A 17,277-nucleotide genomic window follows, 5' to 3' on the forward strand; every position below is an offset into this window, starting at 1 on the left:
ATGCCGAAGTTCTCAACCAACACATTCGCAACATTCGGAGAGAGGAATGCGGGCAGTGTGGGCCCGAGATGGATGTTCTTCACCCCGAGGTAGAGCAGTGCAAGCAGAACGATGACGGCTTTCTGCTCATACCAGGCGATATTGTAAGCAATCGGCAGATCGTTGATGTCATCCACGCCGAAAATTTCCTTCAGTTTCAAGGCGATGAGGGCCAGCGAGTAGGAGTCGTTGCACTGGCCTGCGTCCAGTACGCGGGGGATGCCGCCGATGTCACCGAGGTTGAGCTTGATGTACTTGTATTTGGCACAGCCTGCGGTCAGGATTACAGTATCCTTCGGCAGAGCCTTTGCAAACTCGGTGTAGTAATCCCTGCTCTTGGAACGACCGTCACAACCACCCATGACCACAAACTTCTTGATTGCACCGCTCTTCACGGCATCGACAACCTTGTCGGCCAGGGCGAACACCTGCTCATGGGCGAACCCGCCGACCAGCTCCCCGTCCTCGATCTGGGTCGGAGCCGCACAAGTCTTGGCAAGCGCGATGATCTCACTGAAATCCTTCTGCTCGCCGATTGAACCGCTGATGTGCTTGCAACCCGGAAAGCCCGTGGCTCCGGTGGTGAACAGGCGTGCCTTGTATGACTCGGCTGGAGGAACGATGCAGTTTGTGGTCATCAATATCGGGCCGTTGAAGGACTCGAATTCCTTCTTCTGCATCCACCAAGCGTTGCCGTAGTTGCCGTAGAAGTTTGGATACTTCTTGAATGCGGGATAGTAGTGGGCGGGAAGCATCTCGGAGTGGGTGTAGACATCGACTCCGGTGCCCTGTGTCTGCTCGAGCAGCATCTCCAGGTCGCGAAGGTCGTGGCCGCTGATCAGGATGCCGGGGTTCTTGCCGACTCCGAGCTTGACTTTGGTGATCTCGGGATGGCCATACGTGCCGGTGTTGGCGGTATCGAGCAGGGCCATGCCTGCAACACCCCACTTGCCGGTCTCCAGGGTGAGTGCCACCAACTCATCGACACTCTTCTTTTCAAGCAGGTCTGAGAGGGCCCTCTGGATGAAAGAATCCAGCTCTTCGCTTTCATTGATCAGGTTGTTGGCGTGCTTTGTATACGCGCAGATACCTTTCAAACCGTAGGTGATCAGCTCCTTGAGACTGCGGACATCCTCATTGCTCTGTGCAAGGACACCGACGGTCTTGGAAAGCTCTGCGTAGGTCGAAGTATCGACATTGTTGAACAGCGCGGCAGCACTGAGGTCCTTCTTATCTGCAAGATCAGCAAGCAATTGCTCCTTTTTCGCAATGGTAAGGAGAATGCGTTCCACCACTTTGTCGTCGTCAAAGTTGGCATTGGTGATGGTCTGAAAAAGGTTGTAGGTGACAAGGTGATTCACATCCTTGTCGATCTGCCTGCCCTCGGCGCGGAGTCTGGTGGTTATCTGGCTCAAGCCCTTGGTCACCCAGATCATCAGGTCCATGAGATTGGAGGTTTCGGGTTGCTTGCCGCAAACGCCGACTTGGGTGCATCCGAAATTTCGGGCGGTTTCCTGACACTGGAAACAGAACATCTTGGTATCCATTTATATTCTCCTTACGAACGTAGTTTAAAAGCTGACTACCAGAAACATCTTGAATCGCTCTGGTGCATAGACGGCATGGGGGACGTTGCTGGGCAAGAGGATCGATTCTCCACTTCTTACAGTGAATTTCTTTTCGTCGATCGTTACTTCCCCTACTCCGTCCAACGCGATGACCAGTGCATCCCCGCCGCTTGCGTGGGTACTGATTTCTTCGCCTTTTTCGAATGCAAACAACGTGAGGCTGTGATGCTTGTCCTGGGCAAATGTCTTGCTGACCACCTGTCCATCTTGATACTGGACCAGATCTGCAAAGACTTGGACTTCGGATGCTTTGAAATTCTTGAACATCGTTTCTTCTCCTCTTGCTTGCCTTCACTCGTACTGTAGAGCATTCCCAAAGAAGCGTATGTTGGTTTTCCAACAAACTTGGAAATTTTTGATTTCTTCCGGCAATCTTGTCCTAGCCTGCAAAACCTCCTATACTCTGCCCTATGAATTGAGGGGGAAATCTGGTTTGGGAATCCTAGAACTATTGTTGGTCGCCATCGGTCTTGCCATGGATTCGTTTACAGTATCCTTGTGCAAAGGATTGAGAATGAGGCGCATCAACTACGGGCAAGCCTTGGTAATCGCCCTTTTCTTCGGCTTCTTTCAAGCAATGATGCCCCTCCTTGGATGGATACTGGGCATTCAGTTCGAGCAGTACATAACTTCAGTCGACCATTGGATCGCATTCATCCTGTTAGCCGTCATCGGCTCAAAAATGCTGTATGACACCCTTACCGAGGATCCCTCCTGTCCTGTTCAAACGGTCGATCGACTCGATCTGAAGGAACTGCTGCTGTTGTCCATCGCCACGAGCATCGATGCGCTCGCAGTAGGCATAACGTTGGCGTTCCTCAAGACCGATATTCTTCTATCCGTATCCCTGATCGGAATTGTCACCTTCATCCTCTCTCTGGCTGCGGTGGCAATCGGAAACCGGTTCGGCAACCGCCTGCAAAGCAAAGCCGGTATTGCAGGCGGCGCGGTGCTCATACTCATTGGGCTGAAAATCCTGCTTGAGCACCTGGGTGTCATCACATTCTAATTCTGATTCCCATCATCCTCCGGCTCACCGCGGGTCACCCTGCCCATCAAGAGGAAGGCGATCAGCATGGAGACCGATCCATAGAGGAAAATTGCCCTGAACCCAAAGAAATCGATGAACGCTCCAGTAATCGGGGGGGAGATGATTGAAGCCAACTGGCTGAAGAAGTAGTAGAGGCCGGTATAGATGCCCACTGTCTGATAGCTCGACATCTGCCAAAGCATGGGAAAGCTGTTGGTCACCACCGACACCCAGAAAATGCCGAAGCAGAACAACATCGCCCAGAAGGTGTATTGGCGAATCGCAGCACTCAGGTGCGCAGTAAGCGGGTCGTGGAAGAAAATGGCCGCCAGCAGCACCACGAGAACAGAAAGGGAGATGCGGATGGTCTTCTTTCGCCCGATGCGATGGGCAACAATACCCGAGGGTATGGCAAAGATGGCATAGGCAATGCCGACCATGCCGGCAGCCAGGCTTGCCGTTCCACTGCTGGTCTTCAGGATGTCCTTCGAGTACAGCCCGACAAACGGCAGAATCCCCTGATAGCCGATGAACCAGAACAACAACGAAAACAGGATGAAGAGTGCGCTCTTGTCCTGTTCACTGAAAATGACTTTCAAAGAAGCCAAAATCGGCTCCTTCTTCTCGGTCTGCTCATGTACAACAGCCTTCTTCTCCTTCACAAAGAAGTACAGCAGGATGACTGCAAGCAAAACCAGGATCGAAGAAATCGGAAATGCCAGGATATCCTTGGTAGGGCCCCGTCCGGGCAGATTGATCGGAACATCCATCAACCGGGCAAGACCAACAGTCCCTACGATGGTCGCAATGCCACCCATGGTGTTGATCACCCCGTTTGCCTCACTGCGAAGATCACCGGGGATCATATCGGGCATGAGCGCCACAACGGGCCCTCTGACAGCCTGTTTGAACAGGTTGAGCACAAAAACCAGGACGATGAGCAACCAAACGCTGTACAGAGCCGCGATGGGAATCAGGCCGAAGGCAACGGCTGTCACCGGCAGGCAGATGATGATGAACGGCATCCTTCTGCCGATTCTCGTATGAGTTCGATCGCTAATGGCGCTGAACACAGGGATGAGGAAAATGGCCAACATGTTATCAAGGGTCATAATCGAGCCGATCAGCGCTTTGGACTCGACATAGCGAGCCAAGAAAATCGGAACATAGGTGTCATACAGGGGATCCATCAACCCCATGGTGAAGAATCCGAGCCCGATGAGGAAGGTGGTCAGATAGTACCCCTTCAGACCCCGTTTTTGTGCTTTGGCCATACAACAACTCCTTTGTGCGTGCAGTTGATTTCAGTGTACCATGAAATTATTACGATATGATGAGTATTATACCATGCTCTGGACGAAATTCTGACTTTACGGTACACCTTCGTCATGCACAAACACCGACAGTCAACCATCATTACATCCAAAGAAGCGTTAAGCACCCATCTAGCGCTCACCGAGGATGAATGGTTGTTCGACTCTGATGATCCTACCTCCCTGCCTCTGAAAATTCCCTGCTATTTTCTTGCTCTCATCGACAAGAACGACCCAGAGGATCCCATCCGCCGCCAGGTTGTTCCCACCAGGCGGGAACAACAGGTGCTTTTTGAAGAACACCTTGATCCGCTGGCAGAAGTCGACCACAGCGTTACCGACCGTCTCATCCACCGCTATCAGAGCCGGGTGGCATTCTTGACAACCGATGTCTGCCCCCTCCATTGCCGCTACTGCTTCCGTAGGCGTTTTACCGGCACCTTCCAAGGACCGGCCACCAAACAGCAGGTAGAGCAGGCAGCAGCCTACGTTCATGTTCATCCCGAAGTGAAAGAAATCCTCTTTACCGGCGGCGATGTCCTCACGCTTTCAAACAAAGCACTCGAAAAGATGATCAAAGCATTCAGGGACAAACGGCCCGACTTGGTCATCCGCCTCTGCAGCAGGATGCCTGCATCCTATCCGATGCGCATCAAAGCCGATTTGATCGCCATGCTCAAGCAGTTCGACAGCGCCCCGTTTTATCTGATGACACAGTTCAACCACCCTCGTGAGTTGACAGCCCGGGCGATCGAGGCGGTCAGGCTTTTTGTTGATGGGGGAATTCCTGCAATGAACCAGACGGTGCTGCTGAAGGGAGTGAATGACGAGGTCTCCACCCTGGAAGAGCTGTGCAACACCTTGGTTTTCAACCGCATCAAGCCTTACTACCTCTTCCAAGGAGACTTGGTATCGGGGACAGCGCATTTTCGGGTACCACTCAAGGAGGGGCTGGCGATTGAGGCCGAGCTCAGGAAGCGCCTGAGCGGACTGGCCATGCCTTTGTATGCAATCGACCTTCCCCAAGGAGGAGGAAAGGTACCCTTGATGCAAGGATACCTCTCCGAACAATCCGGTTGCGGGCTCTGGTCCTTCAGGACCGTAGAGGGTGAAACGAGAACCTATCCCGACTCTATGGCGCAATCCTCTTCAGGACATCCTCGATAGCCTTGTTTCGTATCTCCTGACGCTGTCTCTCATACTCCTCGGGAGCAAGGAACACCACCTTCTCCTTTTCTTCAAAGACAGGAACCGTAATGATGGGCTGTCCTTGCTTGGGTACCGGCGGGGCCTCGACTGTCACCGTGGTCTGCACTGTCTTGGGGATCGAAGGAGCCGCAGGTTGCACAAGAACCAGTGCTGGGACCGGAGCGCTCGGAATGGGCTCTGCAGGCTGGACGACAGCGGGTGCGACACTCGGAGCGCTGGGGACGGGAACAGGTTCAGCAATGGGCTCTGCAGGTTCTTCCTGGAGAATAATTGGAGCAGTCTCCATCTCGCTTGGCGACGTCACCACCTCTGGTGCAATTTCAACGACCGGGGCGACAGGCGCCGTTTCGCTTTGAGCCTGTACTTGTATAGAAGGACGTTTCACTGTAGGAGCTGCAGGAACCCTTACCAAGGGCATGGATGCAACATAGGCATTCACCTCTTCCCTCACAGTCGTCTCCATCTCGTCCAGCAAAGCAGGCACCAGGTCGAGCACAATCTGGTTGCGATAAGTGTCATACAAGGCAATCAAGTCCGACTCCTCCAAAGCAGGGGCAATACTCTCTCGCAGGCTTGCAAGATAACTTTCCTTGTTTGCCTCCAATTGCGCGACCACCTGCTCCACCACCTGGGGAATCTTTGCATCAACAAGCTGCGGCAGGAGGCTCAACAACTCTGCCTTGTTGCTTGCAATCGCCTCCGACATGACCGACTGTATCTGATTTCCATTAGCAACCGCATCAGCCTGCAGGTTTTCCCTGAGGGCTTGAAGATTGGAAAGCATCGATTGCTCCATCTCCTGACGGAAATTCCCCAGTTGTGATTGCAGAGCTTCGGCCAACAAGGGCTGGACAGACTTGGACAACTCAAAGGCCAATGCCTGGTCGGCAAGCAACTGGGATCGGATGGACTGCGCAAGCGGACCTTCCAACTCCTGTTTGAGTGTGGGAAGGAGTTCCTTGGCCAAGGCCAGGGTATTTGAGACGTCTTGGACAGAGGGCTTTTTGACTGGAGGCTGAACCTCCATCAGGGGTACGGACTGTCTCTGCCTTGCTTGCTCAAGGATTTCATTTGGTACACCAGGACGCATAAACCACAGTCCTGCGAATACAAACAATGTCACCACTATGGTGATGACCAGTACATTGATCCGAACCGCTTTATTCATATCAAACCCTCATATTGCCACGATTTCAAAACTGTGGAGAAATCGGTAATCCTATCGTAGCACAATAGGTTGCAACTTGTCGATGAATTAACGTTCTTGAGCGGGTATTGTGCAACACCTTCACCGGTTTTTTCCCTGCCAGGGAGGCGACATTGATGTCCTTCTGTGCACGCTCGCGGTCAAGAAAACGCTTCCAGGAAAGTCGCTCCCTGCCTTTCGCCCTCAGGTACCTGACCAAAAGCGGGGCTTGAATGAACACGATATGGTCACAGAGGTCGGCCAAACCCATTCGGCCGAGCAGCGCGGCATTGAGAATGATTGCCTCTTTGTTCTGCTGCCTCGCCTGGTCGATCATGTGCTTGCAAGCCTCAACCATCTCGGGATGGGAGATGCTTTCCAGCACTTTGAGCTTTCTTGGATCTGAGAACACCAGGGCCCCCAACTTCTTCCGGTCAATGGCCCCGCCGGTCAGGATGTCGCTTCCAAAGGCTTGAATAATCTTTTGTTCGCTTGTCTGCAACGCTGCGTGCCCCAAGGTATCGACATCCACGACGGGAAACCCAAACGATGCAAAAACCGAGGAGTATGCGTTCTTCCCTGCACAGGCTTTCCCCGTGATTCCAATCACCAGCATCAGTGGATATCCCCCCAGTTGGAACCTACCTCGATGCTCGTACGCAAGGGGACACTGAGCGCAACTGCATGTTCCAATGCTTCTTTGACGACAGCCTTGGTCTGTTCAATTTCGGCTTCCGGGACTTCAAAAATGAGTTCGTCATGAATCTGCAACAACAGGCGGGCACCCAGCTTATGCTCCTTGAGCATGGCATCGACCCGAAGCATGGCGAGCTTCATGATGTCGGCGGCGCTTCCCTGGATGACGGTATTGACGGATATACGCTCGGCTTTCGCCCGTTCCACGGCACTGCGGCTGTTGATCTCCGTGATGGTGCGCACATGGCCGAGCAACGTCGAGACCGATCCTGTTCTTTGGGAGGTTGCTTTGGTTTCTTCTACAAATGTGCGGACTGCACTATACCGTTCAAAGTATTGCTCGATGAACTGCTTCGCCTCGGAGTGGGGAATCTTCAGGTCCATTGCCAGGCTGTGGGTTCCCATGCCGTACATGACCCCGAAGTTGATCGTCTTGGCAATCCTTCGTTGTTCGGCTGTCACCTGCTCAAGCGGAACATCGAAAATCAGGCTGGCGGTGAACCTGTGTACGTCGATACCGGCTTCAAACGCCCCTTTCAGGCCGGGATCGTCGGCCATATGGGCCAGCACCACCAACTCTATCTGGGAGTAGTCGGCAGAGAGGAAGAGGTGGCCGGCTTTGGGTACAAAGGCTGAGCGGATTCTCCTGCCCTCCTCCGTCCTGACCGGTATGTTCTGCAGATTGGGGTCCTTGCAGGAGAGCCGGCCGGTTTCTGTTCCGGTCTGGGCGAATGAAGGATGAATCCTCTGTGTCTTCTCATTGATCTGCTGCGGCAGTTTGTCGATATAGGTTGTCTTGAGCTTGTTGAGCATCCGGTATTGAAGGATGAGCTCGACCTCAGGATAGCTGTCCCTCAACGGTTCCAGCACATCGGTGGAGGTGGAAAACCCGGAACGCGTTTTTGCCCCGGTTGGAATATTTCGTTCAACAAAGAGCACCTCTTGAAGCTGTTGAGGCGAATTCAGGTTGAACTCATGGCCGCACATGGAAAAAATCTGACTGCGTATAGCATCGATGCGCTGCTCGAATTCCGCTGAAAGCGGTTCGATGAGCTTGCGTTCGAGGTAGATGCCGGCAAGCTCCATCTCGGCGATGATCCGAAGCAGCGGCATTTCCAACTCATCCAGAAGCGTGCGAAGATTGCGTGCCGCAAGCAGCTCGGCAAAGAGTTTGTAGAGACGGAAGGTGATATCGGCATCCTCAGCGCCATAGAAGACCGCTTGGTCCAGGGGGATGTCCGAGAGCAGCTTGTCCTTGGGCACGATGTCGCTGTAGCGGACCGTTTTGTGATTCAAATACTTTTCAGCAAGGTAGTCCATGTTGAAGACGGATGTGCTGTCCAACAGCCAGGCAGCCACCATGGTGTCAAACACCATGCTCTTGACCTTGATGCCCCATTGGCTGAGTACCTTGTAGTCATATTTGATGTTCTGCCCCACCAACGACAGCTTGGCTGTGCTGAAGTAGGAATCGAGCAGGTCCCTGGCCTGCCGCCTGTCCACAAGCTCCCTGCCTTCATGTACAAGAGGCACGTAGTAGGAAGTGCCTTCAACCCAGCAGAACGAGAAGCCGATCACCTGGGCCGTCATCTCATCCAAGCCGGTCGTCTCAAGATCGAAAGCCATCACGCCACCGGCCTGTACGGCTTCATCAAACAGTCTTTTGACCTGGGCAAGATCGGTAACCGCCACATAGGAAGCTGTACCGGCCTGCGTCTTCACTTCAGCCTTGGGAGGAGCAGGCGCGGCGCCGTCTCCGTTCGAGGCCCTTCCCAGTTCCTTGATGATGCTTCGCATCCCGATTTCCTGAAACAGGGGAACGGCGGCATCGTAATCCACATCGCGTACCAAATACTGCTCGGTGTCGAAGGTCTCAACGGTGAAAAGGTCTCGTTTCAGTTCAACAAGGCGCTTGCTCAACTTGGCGTTCTCTTCACCCTCGACCAGTTTCTTCTGCAAACCGGGAGCAATGAGCTTGAGATTGGCATAAATGCCCTCCAAGGATTCGAACTGCTGCAAAAGTTTGGCAGCCCCCTTCTCCCCGATGCCCTTCACACCGGGAACATTGTCGGAGGAATCGCCCAGCAGGGAGAGGTAATCGACTACCTGCGACGGCTTTATCCCGTACTCTTCCTCTACTTCAGCACACCCCATGAGGCGGTAGAACTTCTCATTTTTCTTTGCCGGCCTGAGTGCAAAGGTATGTTCATCGACCAGCTGCAGAAGGTCCTTGTCGCCGGTAAACATGATGGTGTCGATCTGATGGCGGGTTGCCTCGTCGCTGAGCGTGGCGATGATGTCATCGGCCTCAAAGCCCTGCATCTCTATCGTGGGTATCTTCAAGGCTTTGAGGATGTTCTGGATGAGCGGAATCTGGGTGTGCAGCTCCTCGGGAGCCGCATCACGGTTTGCTTTGTAGGGCTCGTACAAGCTGTGACGGAACGTCGGTCCGATGCTGTCCATCGCCACCACCAGATAGTCGGGATTATACTCGCGGATGAGCTTGAGCAAGGTGGAGAAGAATCCGTAGATTGCTGATACATTATTGCCTTGGGCGTCTCGGATCGGATTGGCAAAGAACCCGAAAAAGGAGCGGTAAATGAGGCTGTAGCCATCGATGATATAGAGTTTTTTCTGGTTACTGAGTGTGGTGGGGCTCACAGCCTTCGGCTCTTGCGGCTTAGGGGGCACTGACAATACCCGATCCTTGGCCTCCAAGGCAAGTTTCTCCTGATCGAAGTCCTGGTTTGTAAACAATTCGTCCATATTCAACTCCCTACTGCTATATGCAGCATATCATAGGCCACCTGAAACCCCTCAGGCAACTCAGCGGACAGCCCGGCATGGCTCAGTCCATGGCTCAAATGGGTAAGGAACACCCGTTTTGCACCAACTTTCCGGGCAAATGCCACCGCTTCAAAAACACTGTAGTGGGTGGGATGAGGCCAATAACGCAACGCACCCACCACCAAGGTATCGAGCCCCTCAAAGTACTCAATACTCTGCTCGGGTACTTCACTGCAGTCGGTCGCATAGGCAAACGAGCCGATGCGAAAGGCAAATATCTCCCGTTTCCCATGAAGGATGGGTATGGGCAGGACCTTGCAATCGCCGATTTGAACCGCTTCATACGGTTTGAGAATCCGCAAATCCAGATGAGGAATTCCCCCGGCGATATCATCGCCGTTGAGGACATAGCTGAAACGGCTTTGGATCGCCTGCGCCACATCCTCCTTGCAGTATACAGGCAGACTGCGGTCTTTGCAAAACACCCGCAAGTCATCGATGCCGTTGAAGTGATCGGCATGGTCATGGGTGTAGAGCACAGCATCGAGATGATGCAAAGCGGATCTGAGAGCCTGCAGCCTGAACTCCGGAGAAGTATCGACCAGGATGGTGCTTCCCGCCTGCTGAAGAAGAATACTTGCACGGTAGCGGGTGTCCCGGGGATCGGAGGAGGTGCAGACAGGGCAGGAACAGCCAATGACGGGAATGCCGTGACTGGTGCCGGTACCGAGAAATGTGACATCCAATTGACTCATTTCGCCATATCCGACAAGTTCTTCACTGCATCCTCAAGTGCTTGTTGTCCTTGCTTTGCCGCATCCTTGAGCTTCTGCTGTACCTCAGGACTGGAGAGCAGCGACTGAAGGCGCTCGAAGGACTCCTGGGAGAACTCAGGATTCACCCTCAATGCTTCCAAGGCAGTCTGGACCTGAGAGTTCACCGAACCCTCTCGTAAAGCGAAACTCACCCCGAGAAACTGCATGCTCATGCTCGGAATAAAGAAGTACATGATGAAGAATGAAAGAATTGCAACAATGATGGATGACAGGAATGCATGAAAAAAACCTTTCTTGGCCATGGCTGAACTCCTCTAGGCAAATGTACCATACTTGGACGTCGCAGAAAAGCAACTCAGGCCCGGATTTCTCCGGGCCTGAGGAAATGATCGAATAGTTACTAGAAAAGAGAGAAAAGCAGGGAAACACCGAACTTGCCATCATCCAAATCAGCTTCGAAAAGCTTGTTCACATCCTGGGCATTCTCGAAGGTGTACAGAGTGTCGAGCGTGTAATTCAAGCCAAGCATCAGAGAACCGAGGTTGAAGTCAACCGTTGCTCTATAGGCAACAGGGGACTTGACAAAAGCATCACCAAAGTTCTCCCAAGTGTTTACTGTGGAATTATCGCTTGCGATAACCTGGGCTTTTCCAGCGTCATCAATCAGGACGCGGAAGCGGGGTCCCAAACCAAAACCAAGACGGGCCAACCCAAGCAAATCCATGGAGATACCGGCGGTGGTCAGGGCGGAAATCTCAGTGTAATCAACACCACCTCGAGTGGTATTTGCAAAAGTACCGACTACGTCCACTTCAGCAATGAGCAACTTAATCCTCACATCTGCACCGATGGTGTAGTTTTTAAAATCCCCAAGACCGGGCCAAAAATCTTCGTTGTCCAGGTCTGTCTTGATTGCTTCGAGGTTCTTGTTGTACTGCGCTGTAGCACCAAGGCTCAAATCAACGATTGCAGCACTGAGAGCTGCAGGCAACAAGACACAAACGACAAGCAATGTGACCAAGAATCTTCTCTTCATATCGTACCCCTTTTTGCCAGTTTTCCTGTCATATAAGCGATTATGTTCTAAATCTAGAACATTTTTAGAGCCAACGCAAGGGAAAGAGTCCTCTTTTCAATAGCAAAAGCGCCCCACCATGCATCAGAAGCAAGAGCAGACCCAACAGTCTTCTGACTTTCCATCAAATATCTCAGTTTCACGGTGATTGGACCAACTTCTGTCCCAAGTCCAGCCTGCAGGTATACAGGGCTTTTCCAAACCGCTTCCCCGAAGGTTACATCCTCGGCATCAGCCTTTGCACCTTGGGCAAGTGCATAATAGGATTTAGAAACTGTACTGTTTGTAGGTACATAGGTCACCCCTACTCCTGCACCCAATTCGAGAGAGAGCAAAGGACCAAGTATGGGCAAACTCAGCGACCCCATGCCGATCATCAGGATTCCTGTTTCTTCTTCGTTGCACTGAATCGGGAAAATCATTGCCTGAGCCTGAAGGAAAGCGAGCCTGGCACTGACCTCTCCACCAAACAACCAATTGTTCGGATCTTCCATGCCTAATGAGAATCCGGTTTCTTCATCAGGCGAGTAGGCAGCTCCGAAGCCAAGACTTACGTTCAACAAGCTCCTCGCTCCAACGGAGACAGGCAGCAACAAACACAGGATGACCAACACGGCCAGAGACTTGTTTCGCATGTGGTGTAATTACTCCTCATCTCTATAACAGCACTCGAATACCGATTACTACAAAAGAATGAGAAATTTTTTGTTGAATTCTTGTACTATTTTGCTATAACTTCACAAAGCCTCAAGTTCCTGCATCCAGATCGTGCAAGCAGCATCGCTGCTCATCCGCCAATCCCCGCGTGGAGAGAGTGCAAGCGAGCCGATCTTCGGGCCGTCGGGCAGGCAGGATCGTTTGAACTGTTGGCTGAAGAAACGGCGGTAGAACGTCTTGAGCCAAGCAAGGATGAAGGATCTCTCATACTCGCCGGCAAACGCGAGTACTGCCAAACGATGGACCTTGGCAGGGCTGAAGCCCCACCTGATGGCATAATAGAGAAAGAAATCGTGCAGCTCGTAGGGCCCAACGATGTCCTCCGTCACCTGCTTGATCGTTCCATCGCTGTTCGCCGGAAGCAGTTCAGGGCTGACCGGTGTTGCAACAATATCGAGCAGGACTTTCCCGAGGGCCGGATCGCTCTGGGCGGCGACATGCTTGACGAGGTGGCGAACCAAGGTTTTGGGGACCGAAGCATTGACCCCATACATCGACATGTGGTCTCCGTTGTAGGTCGCCCATCCCAAGGCAAGCTCGGACAGGTCGCCTGTTCCCACCACCAAAGCATTCAGCTTGTTGGCCAAATCCATCAACACCTGGGTCCGTTCACGTGCCTGGCTGTTTTCGTAGGTGACGTCCAGCACCTCAGGATCGTGACCGATATCCTTGAAATGCTGAGCGACGGCTTTCGCAATCGAGATGGTCCTCAGTTCAACACCCAAGGCCTTGGCAAGCTGTACGGCATTGCCTTTGGTGCGTTTGGTGGTACCAAAGCCCGGCATGGTTACCGCAACGATGCCGCTTCGGCTCAAACCCAGCATATCGAAAGCCCGTACACAGACCAACAGGGCCAACGTTGAGTCCAGCCCGCCGGAGAGCCCCACCACCACCGATTTTGTTTGGGTGTGGGCAAGACGTTGCTTCAGTCCAAGGGCTTGGAGCATCAGGATCTTCTCACATCGTTCGCTGCGGTTAGTCTCATCGGAAGGAACAAAAGGAGCCTTGTCGATAAACCGGGTAAGCGTACAGGCTGCAACCTTCCAAGAGAAGGAAATTGCCTTATAGGCACTCCTATCCGATTTGAAGGTTTGCATCCTGATGCGCTCGAGTGCAAGTTTCTGTACATCGATTTCAGTAATGAGCAGGGCATCGGTGACTCCATACTGCTCGCCCAGTTGTACGCCGTTCTCGTAGATGAGGTTGTGGGGGGTGAAGACCAAATCGGTTGAGGATTCGCCTTGTCCTGCATCACTGTACAAGTATGCACATACGAGTTTCGCGCTTTGGCTGGCCACCAGGCTGCGCCGGTACTCCTGTTTGCCGACCAGCTCGTCGCTGGCAGAGCAGTTGGTAATAACGGTGGCCCCCGCCAATGCATATCCGATGCCCGGAGAATCGGGGACCCACAAGTCCTCACAGACCTCGCAGGCCATGACAAATTCGGGAACTTCACTGTTTTGGAAGAGCAGGCGTGTTCCAAACCATGTGGTTTGTCCCAGGAGCGTTATCTCACGATTTCCATCCTTGGGGGTGCAAAACCACCGCTTCTCATAAAATTCCTGATAGTTGGGCAGATGTTGCTTGGGAACAACACCAAGAATAGAGCCCTTATGGACAACCACGGCACAGTTGTAGAGATTTCCCTCAACGACCAAGGCGGAGCCGAAAACCAACAGCAGCTCACACTCCTTGCTTGCTTCAACAATTGCCGCTACTGCCTCGAGGCAGCCTGTCTGCAACGTCTGTTGCAGGAACAAATCGGCACAGGTATAGGCGCTGGTGACCAGTTCAGGAAGCACAAGCAGGCGCACCTGCTCTTGTTCGGCTTGACGCATGAGAAGCAGTATCGTTTGGGTGTTGAACAGACTATCGGCAACCTTGACGTGGGCAGAGGCGACAGCACACTTGATAAACCCGTCTTTCATTCTCGATTCTCCCTGCGGTCAAGGACTGCCACCGCCTCATGGTGGAAGGTTTGGGGATAGAGGTCGAACACCCTGACCACAGTTGTAGTGTAGCCCTCACAGGCAAACCGTTGCAAGTCTCGTGCAAGAGTGACACTGTTGCAGGACACATAGACAACCCGCTCGGGTTTGAAGGAAGCAATCAGGGATGGTACGCTCTCATCCAACCCGGTACGGGGTGGGTCGACAACCACCGTATCGACTTGGATGCTCTGCCGCTTGGCCCACACTTCCACTGCATCGGTAAAGAACTCACATGCATCAAGGTGTTTTTTTGCCAGCTGAAGACATTGTCCCTGCCGTTCAACCGCGATAAGACGCCTTCCCTTTTTAGCAAGAAACGCACTGAAGGTTCCCACCCCGCTGTACAGGTCCATGACGGTGTCGCCTATTGCCTGGCTTGCCACATACTCACCCAGAGAAGCGGTCAGATACTTGTTTGACTGGAAGAAGACCTCGCTGGTGACAAAAAAGTGTTTCCCTCCTACACGAAGGCTGATCTCCTTGTCCAGAAGGGAGACATCTGCATCCGAGGCAATGGCGGGAACTTCCAAGTACCCTCCTTTCCTCGCTTTATTGGCGAACATCACCTTTCTTGCTACTTCAAACAGGGGTTTCGGGTCTGCAAGCAAAGCATTGAGCCCCTCGGTGAGGATGGGACAGCCTTCGATGCGGACAAGACTTGATGATTTGCGCTGAAGAAAACCAACCTGCTTGTTGGGCAAGTCCACATGGAATCGTACACGGTTTCGATAGTTCCAGGCAGGCCCGGTCACTGTCGGCTCAAGGTGGAAAGAACCTAGTTCCAAACCACCCAACCGGCTGAGGTTGTCAAGGACAATTTCTTGTTTGCACACAGCCTGAAAAGCTGCATCGGCATACTGGAAGTCACAACCACCGCAGATGTCCCAGTAGGGACAGGCAGGCTGAATGCGATGCCCGCTTGCCTCAAGCAGTGCATCGACGGTGGCAAGGTTGTAGCCGCCCTTGATCTGATCGATGGTGACGTCGACCACCTCACCGGGCAGCGTCCGGGCGACAAAGACCTTCTTTCCATCCTCTCCGATGGCAAGTCCATCCCCTCCGCTTATCAGCTTCTCAATGAAGAGGCGCATCACACAGCTCCCCAATGTACGTTGCAATAACAGCCATCCCCTGCTCCCAAAAACTCCTATCAGCCAGGTCGATGTCGACCAAGGAAGCCACCTCGCGTGCACTGAGGCTTCCCGTTGCAGCGAGCAGTGTCTTGTACTGCGCCGGAAAGGAAGAACCGGAATGCCTGCTCTTTTCGTACAAACCCAAGGCAAACAGCTGGCCGAAGGCATACGGGTAGTTGTAGAAGGAGAAATCCGAGGAGTAGTAGTGGCCTTTCGCCGCCCACATATAGGGATGGTACTCGACCAAACCATCGCCGTAGGTCCGCTTCTGGGCCTCTTCCATAATCGAGCAAAGCTCGAGCGCTGACAGCTCTCCATCCGGTCTTCTGGCAAAAACCTCCGTTTCAAAATAGAAACGGCTGAGGATATCGATGCAGACCTGCGTGGCATCCTGTACAAACTGCTCGACCAAGGCCAATCTCTGTTCGCCCGAGCTTTCGGCTAACGAGCCTTGGAATACAAGGAACTCACTGAAAATTGAAGCGGTCTCAGCCAGCGTCATGGGATAGGTTCTCTGAAGATTGCTCTTGGGAAGGACCACCGAGTCATGCCACGCATGCCCAAGTTCATGGGCCAAGGTCGAAACCCCGCTGTAGGTATAGTCAAAATTCGATAGTATCCTGCTCTGTTTTGCCAAGGGGAAGGATGTATCATAGGCTCCCCCTACCTTCCCCTTCCTGCTTTCCGGGTCGATCCAACGAGCCTTGAAGGCATGATCGGCAAAGGCTCCCATCTCCTGTGAGAAGGTGGAGAACTGCTTTACGATGAAGCTATGGGCTTCTTCATAGGTGAAATGACTCGCCTCTTTTCCCACTGGAGCAAATAGGTCATAGAAGCTGAGACCGGGAAGTCCAAGCAGTTGGGCTTTCTTCTTCAGGTACCTGCGGAAAAGAGGAAGGCTCTCTTCCAAGGTACCGATCAAGGCATCGAGAATCGGGCGGTCGATACGCGACTCAAACAAGGAACGATCAAGAGGAGAAGCGAACCCTCTCATCTTGTCGAGTGTCAACGTCGTCCCTTTCACCCCGTTCAATGCTGCAGCGAACGGCACCTCATACGCCTTCCACAGCGCAAGCTCCTTTTCAAAAGCGACTTTGCGGACATTGCGGTCGGCATTGGTGGCATCACTGCGCAGCTGCACCACGGTCTTCACCGTCTCTGCATCCCACTGCGTATGGATGCTTGAGCCCATGGCTTCCTGCAACCGGGAGAACGCATCGGTTCCGGACCGGGCGAGGTCGCTGGCCAAGGCCTCCAATTCGGGGGCCATCTGGTGCTTCTGCTCTTCAAGCAGCTCTTGCAAGGGGAACCGGTACGCTTGGAGGTCTCCGCCCTGGCTCGTCCGTTTTTCAACCTCATCGCCCCTTTGGGCAAGGTAGTTGAGAAACAGCACCTCCAAATGCTGCACTACCAAGGAAGCCTCCTCCACCTGACTCACCGCCTTCAGAAAAAGCGGATTGGATGTATTGGTGGTCAGGCAGGCGGAACTGTACGCGTTGAGGTTCTCCAGATAATCGAGAACCAACTCATAGCGCTCGATACTCTGTTTCAGATCACATGACCCAGTCTCAAGATCTGCTTCCAAGGCCTTTGATTCCGTTACTACCGTGTGAAGGTCCTCTGAAAATTCCTTGCTGTCACAGCCAGGATAAATGGGAGTGAGATCCCATGCAGGCAACGTATTCATTGATGGCTCC

General features: G+C 53.0%; 15 protein-coding genes. 2 read left to right on the forward strand and 13 right to left on the reverse strand.

The genetic code is table 11. The features are described from left to right. A partial coding sequence (gene hcp / locus B3F49_RS10975; RefSeq protein ID WP_293911034.1) for a hydroxylamine reductase occupies positions 1-1,586 on the reverse strand: 1,586 nt, incomplete at its 3' end. Between the two features lie 24 nt (positions 1,587-1,610). Continuing rightward, positions 1,611-1,934: a cupin domain-containing protein gene (locus tag B3F49_RS10980; RefSeq protein WP_293911036.1), complete on the reverse strand. Its 324-nt coding sequence runs from the start codon at positions 1,932-1,934 to the stop codon at positions 1,611-1,613. Positions 1,935-2,100: 166 nt separating this feature from the next. Here B3F49_RS10980 and B3F49_RS10985 point away from each other — a divergent pair, with 166 nt between their 5' ends. Beyond that, entirely contained in the window at positions 2,101-2,676 is a 576-nt protein-coding gene (locus tag B3F49_RS10985) for a manganese efflux pump MntP family protein (protein ID WP_293911039.1), read from the forward strand. On the opposite strand, the gene B3F49_RS10990 is transcribed toward B3F49_RS10985, so the two are convergent. Continuing rightward, positions 2,673-3,971, reverse strand: a complete 1,299-nt coding sequence (locus B3F49_RS10990) for an MFS transporter (protein WP_293911042.1) — start codon at positions 3,969-3,971, stop codon at positions 2,673-2,675. The two genes, B3F49_RS10985 and B3F49_RS10990, sit on opposite strands and share 4 nt — an antisense overlap. Positions 3,972-4,085: 114 nt before the next feature. On the opposite strand from B3F49_RS10990, the gene B3F49_RS10995 reads away from it, so the two are divergent. Continuing rightward, positions 4,086-5,177 (forward strand): KamA family radical SAM protein, encoded by a 1,092-nt coding sequence (locus B3F49_RS10995; protein ID WP_293911044.1) that lies wholly within the window; start codon positions 4,086-4,088, stop codon positions 5,175-5,177. Here the strand turns inward: B3F49_RS10995 and B3F49_RS11000 are convergent. The 10 genes from B3F49_RS11000 to B3F49_RS11045 all read right to left on the reverse strand — a co-directional run bounded on the left by B3F49_RS11000 (position 5,143) and on the right by B3F49_RS11045 (position 17,267). Continuing rightward, the gene (locus B3F49_RS11000) at positions 5,143-6,387 is read right to left on the reverse strand and encodes a hypothetical protein (protein WP_293911046.1); all 1,245 of its coding nucleotides are present in this window, start codon (positions 6,385-6,387) and stop codon (positions 5,143-5,145) included. The genes B3F49_RS10995 and B3F49_RS11000 overlap by 35 nt on opposite strands. Before the next feature lie 25 nt (positions 6,388-6,412). After that, positions 6,413-7,021 (reverse strand): dephospho-CoA kinase, encoded by a 609-nt coding sequence (gene coaE, locus B3F49_RS11005; protein WP_293894417.1) that lies wholly within the window; start codon positions 7,019-7,021, stop codon positions 6,413-6,415. Continuing rightward, a complete protein-coding gene (polA, locus tag B3F49_RS11010) occupies positions 7,021-9,867 on the reverse strand; it encodes a DNA polymerase I (protein WP_293911049.1) in 2,847 nt (948 codons plus the stop codon). Before polA ends, coaE begins: the two co-directional genes overlap by 1 nt. Positions 9,868-9,869: 2 nt before the next feature. Then, on the reverse strand, positions 9,870-10,643 hold the full coding sequence (locus B3F49_RS11015; protein WP_293911052.1) for an MBL fold metallo-hydrolase: 774 nt from the start codon (positions 10,641-10,643) through the stop codon (positions 9,870-9,872). Beyond that, on the reverse strand, positions 10,640-10,966 hold the full coding sequence (locus B3F49_RS11020) for a hypothetical protein (RefSeq protein WP_293894408.1): 327 nt from the start codon (positions 10,964-10,966) through the stop codon (positions 10,640-10,642). The genes B3F49_RS11015 and B3F49_RS11020 overlap by 4 nt, the downstream gene beginning before the upstream one ends. Before the next feature lie 98 nt (positions 10,967-11,064). Then, on the reverse strand, positions 11,065-11,700 hold the full coding sequence (locus tag B3F49_RS11025; RefSeq protein ID WP_293911055.1) for a hypothetical protein: 636 nt from the start codon (positions 11,698-11,700) through the stop codon (positions 11,065-11,067). 53 nt (positions 11,701-11,753) lie between these two features. Continuing rightward, a complete protein-coding gene (locus B3F49_RS11030; protein ID WP_293911057.1) occupies positions 11,754-12,374 on the reverse strand; it encodes a hypothetical protein in 621 nt (206 codons plus the stop codon). A 102-nt stretch (positions 12,375-12,476) separates the two neighbouring features. Continuing rightward, on the reverse strand, positions 12,477-14,384 hold the full coding sequence (locus B3F49_RS11035) for an NAD(+) synthase (protein WP_293911060.1): 1,908 nt from the start codon (positions 14,382-14,384) through the stop codon (positions 12,477-12,479). Then, on the reverse strand, positions 14,381-15,538 hold the full coding sequence (locus B3F49_RS11040) for a class I SAM-dependent RNA methyltransferase (RefSeq protein ID WP_293911063.1): 1,158 nt from the start codon (positions 15,536-15,538) through the stop codon (positions 14,381-14,383). Before B3F49_RS11040 ends, B3F49_RS11035 begins: the two co-directional genes overlap by 4 nt. Further along, positions 15,522-17,267, reverse strand: coding sequence for a M3 family oligoendopeptidase (locus B3F49_RS11045; RefSeq protein ID WP_293911065.1), 1,746 nt, complete (start codon positions 17,265-17,267; stop codon positions 15,522-15,524). Before B3F49_RS11045 ends, B3F49_RS11040 begins: the two co-directional genes overlap by 17 nt. Positions 17,268-17,277 lie beyond the last annotated feature (10 nt).

The organism is Sphaerochaeta sp. UBA5836 (genome assembly GCF_002432845.1).
In the GTDB taxonomy this organism is placed as follows: Bacteria; Spirochaetota; Spirochaetia; order Sphaerochaetales; family Sphaerochaetaceae; genus Sphaerochaeta.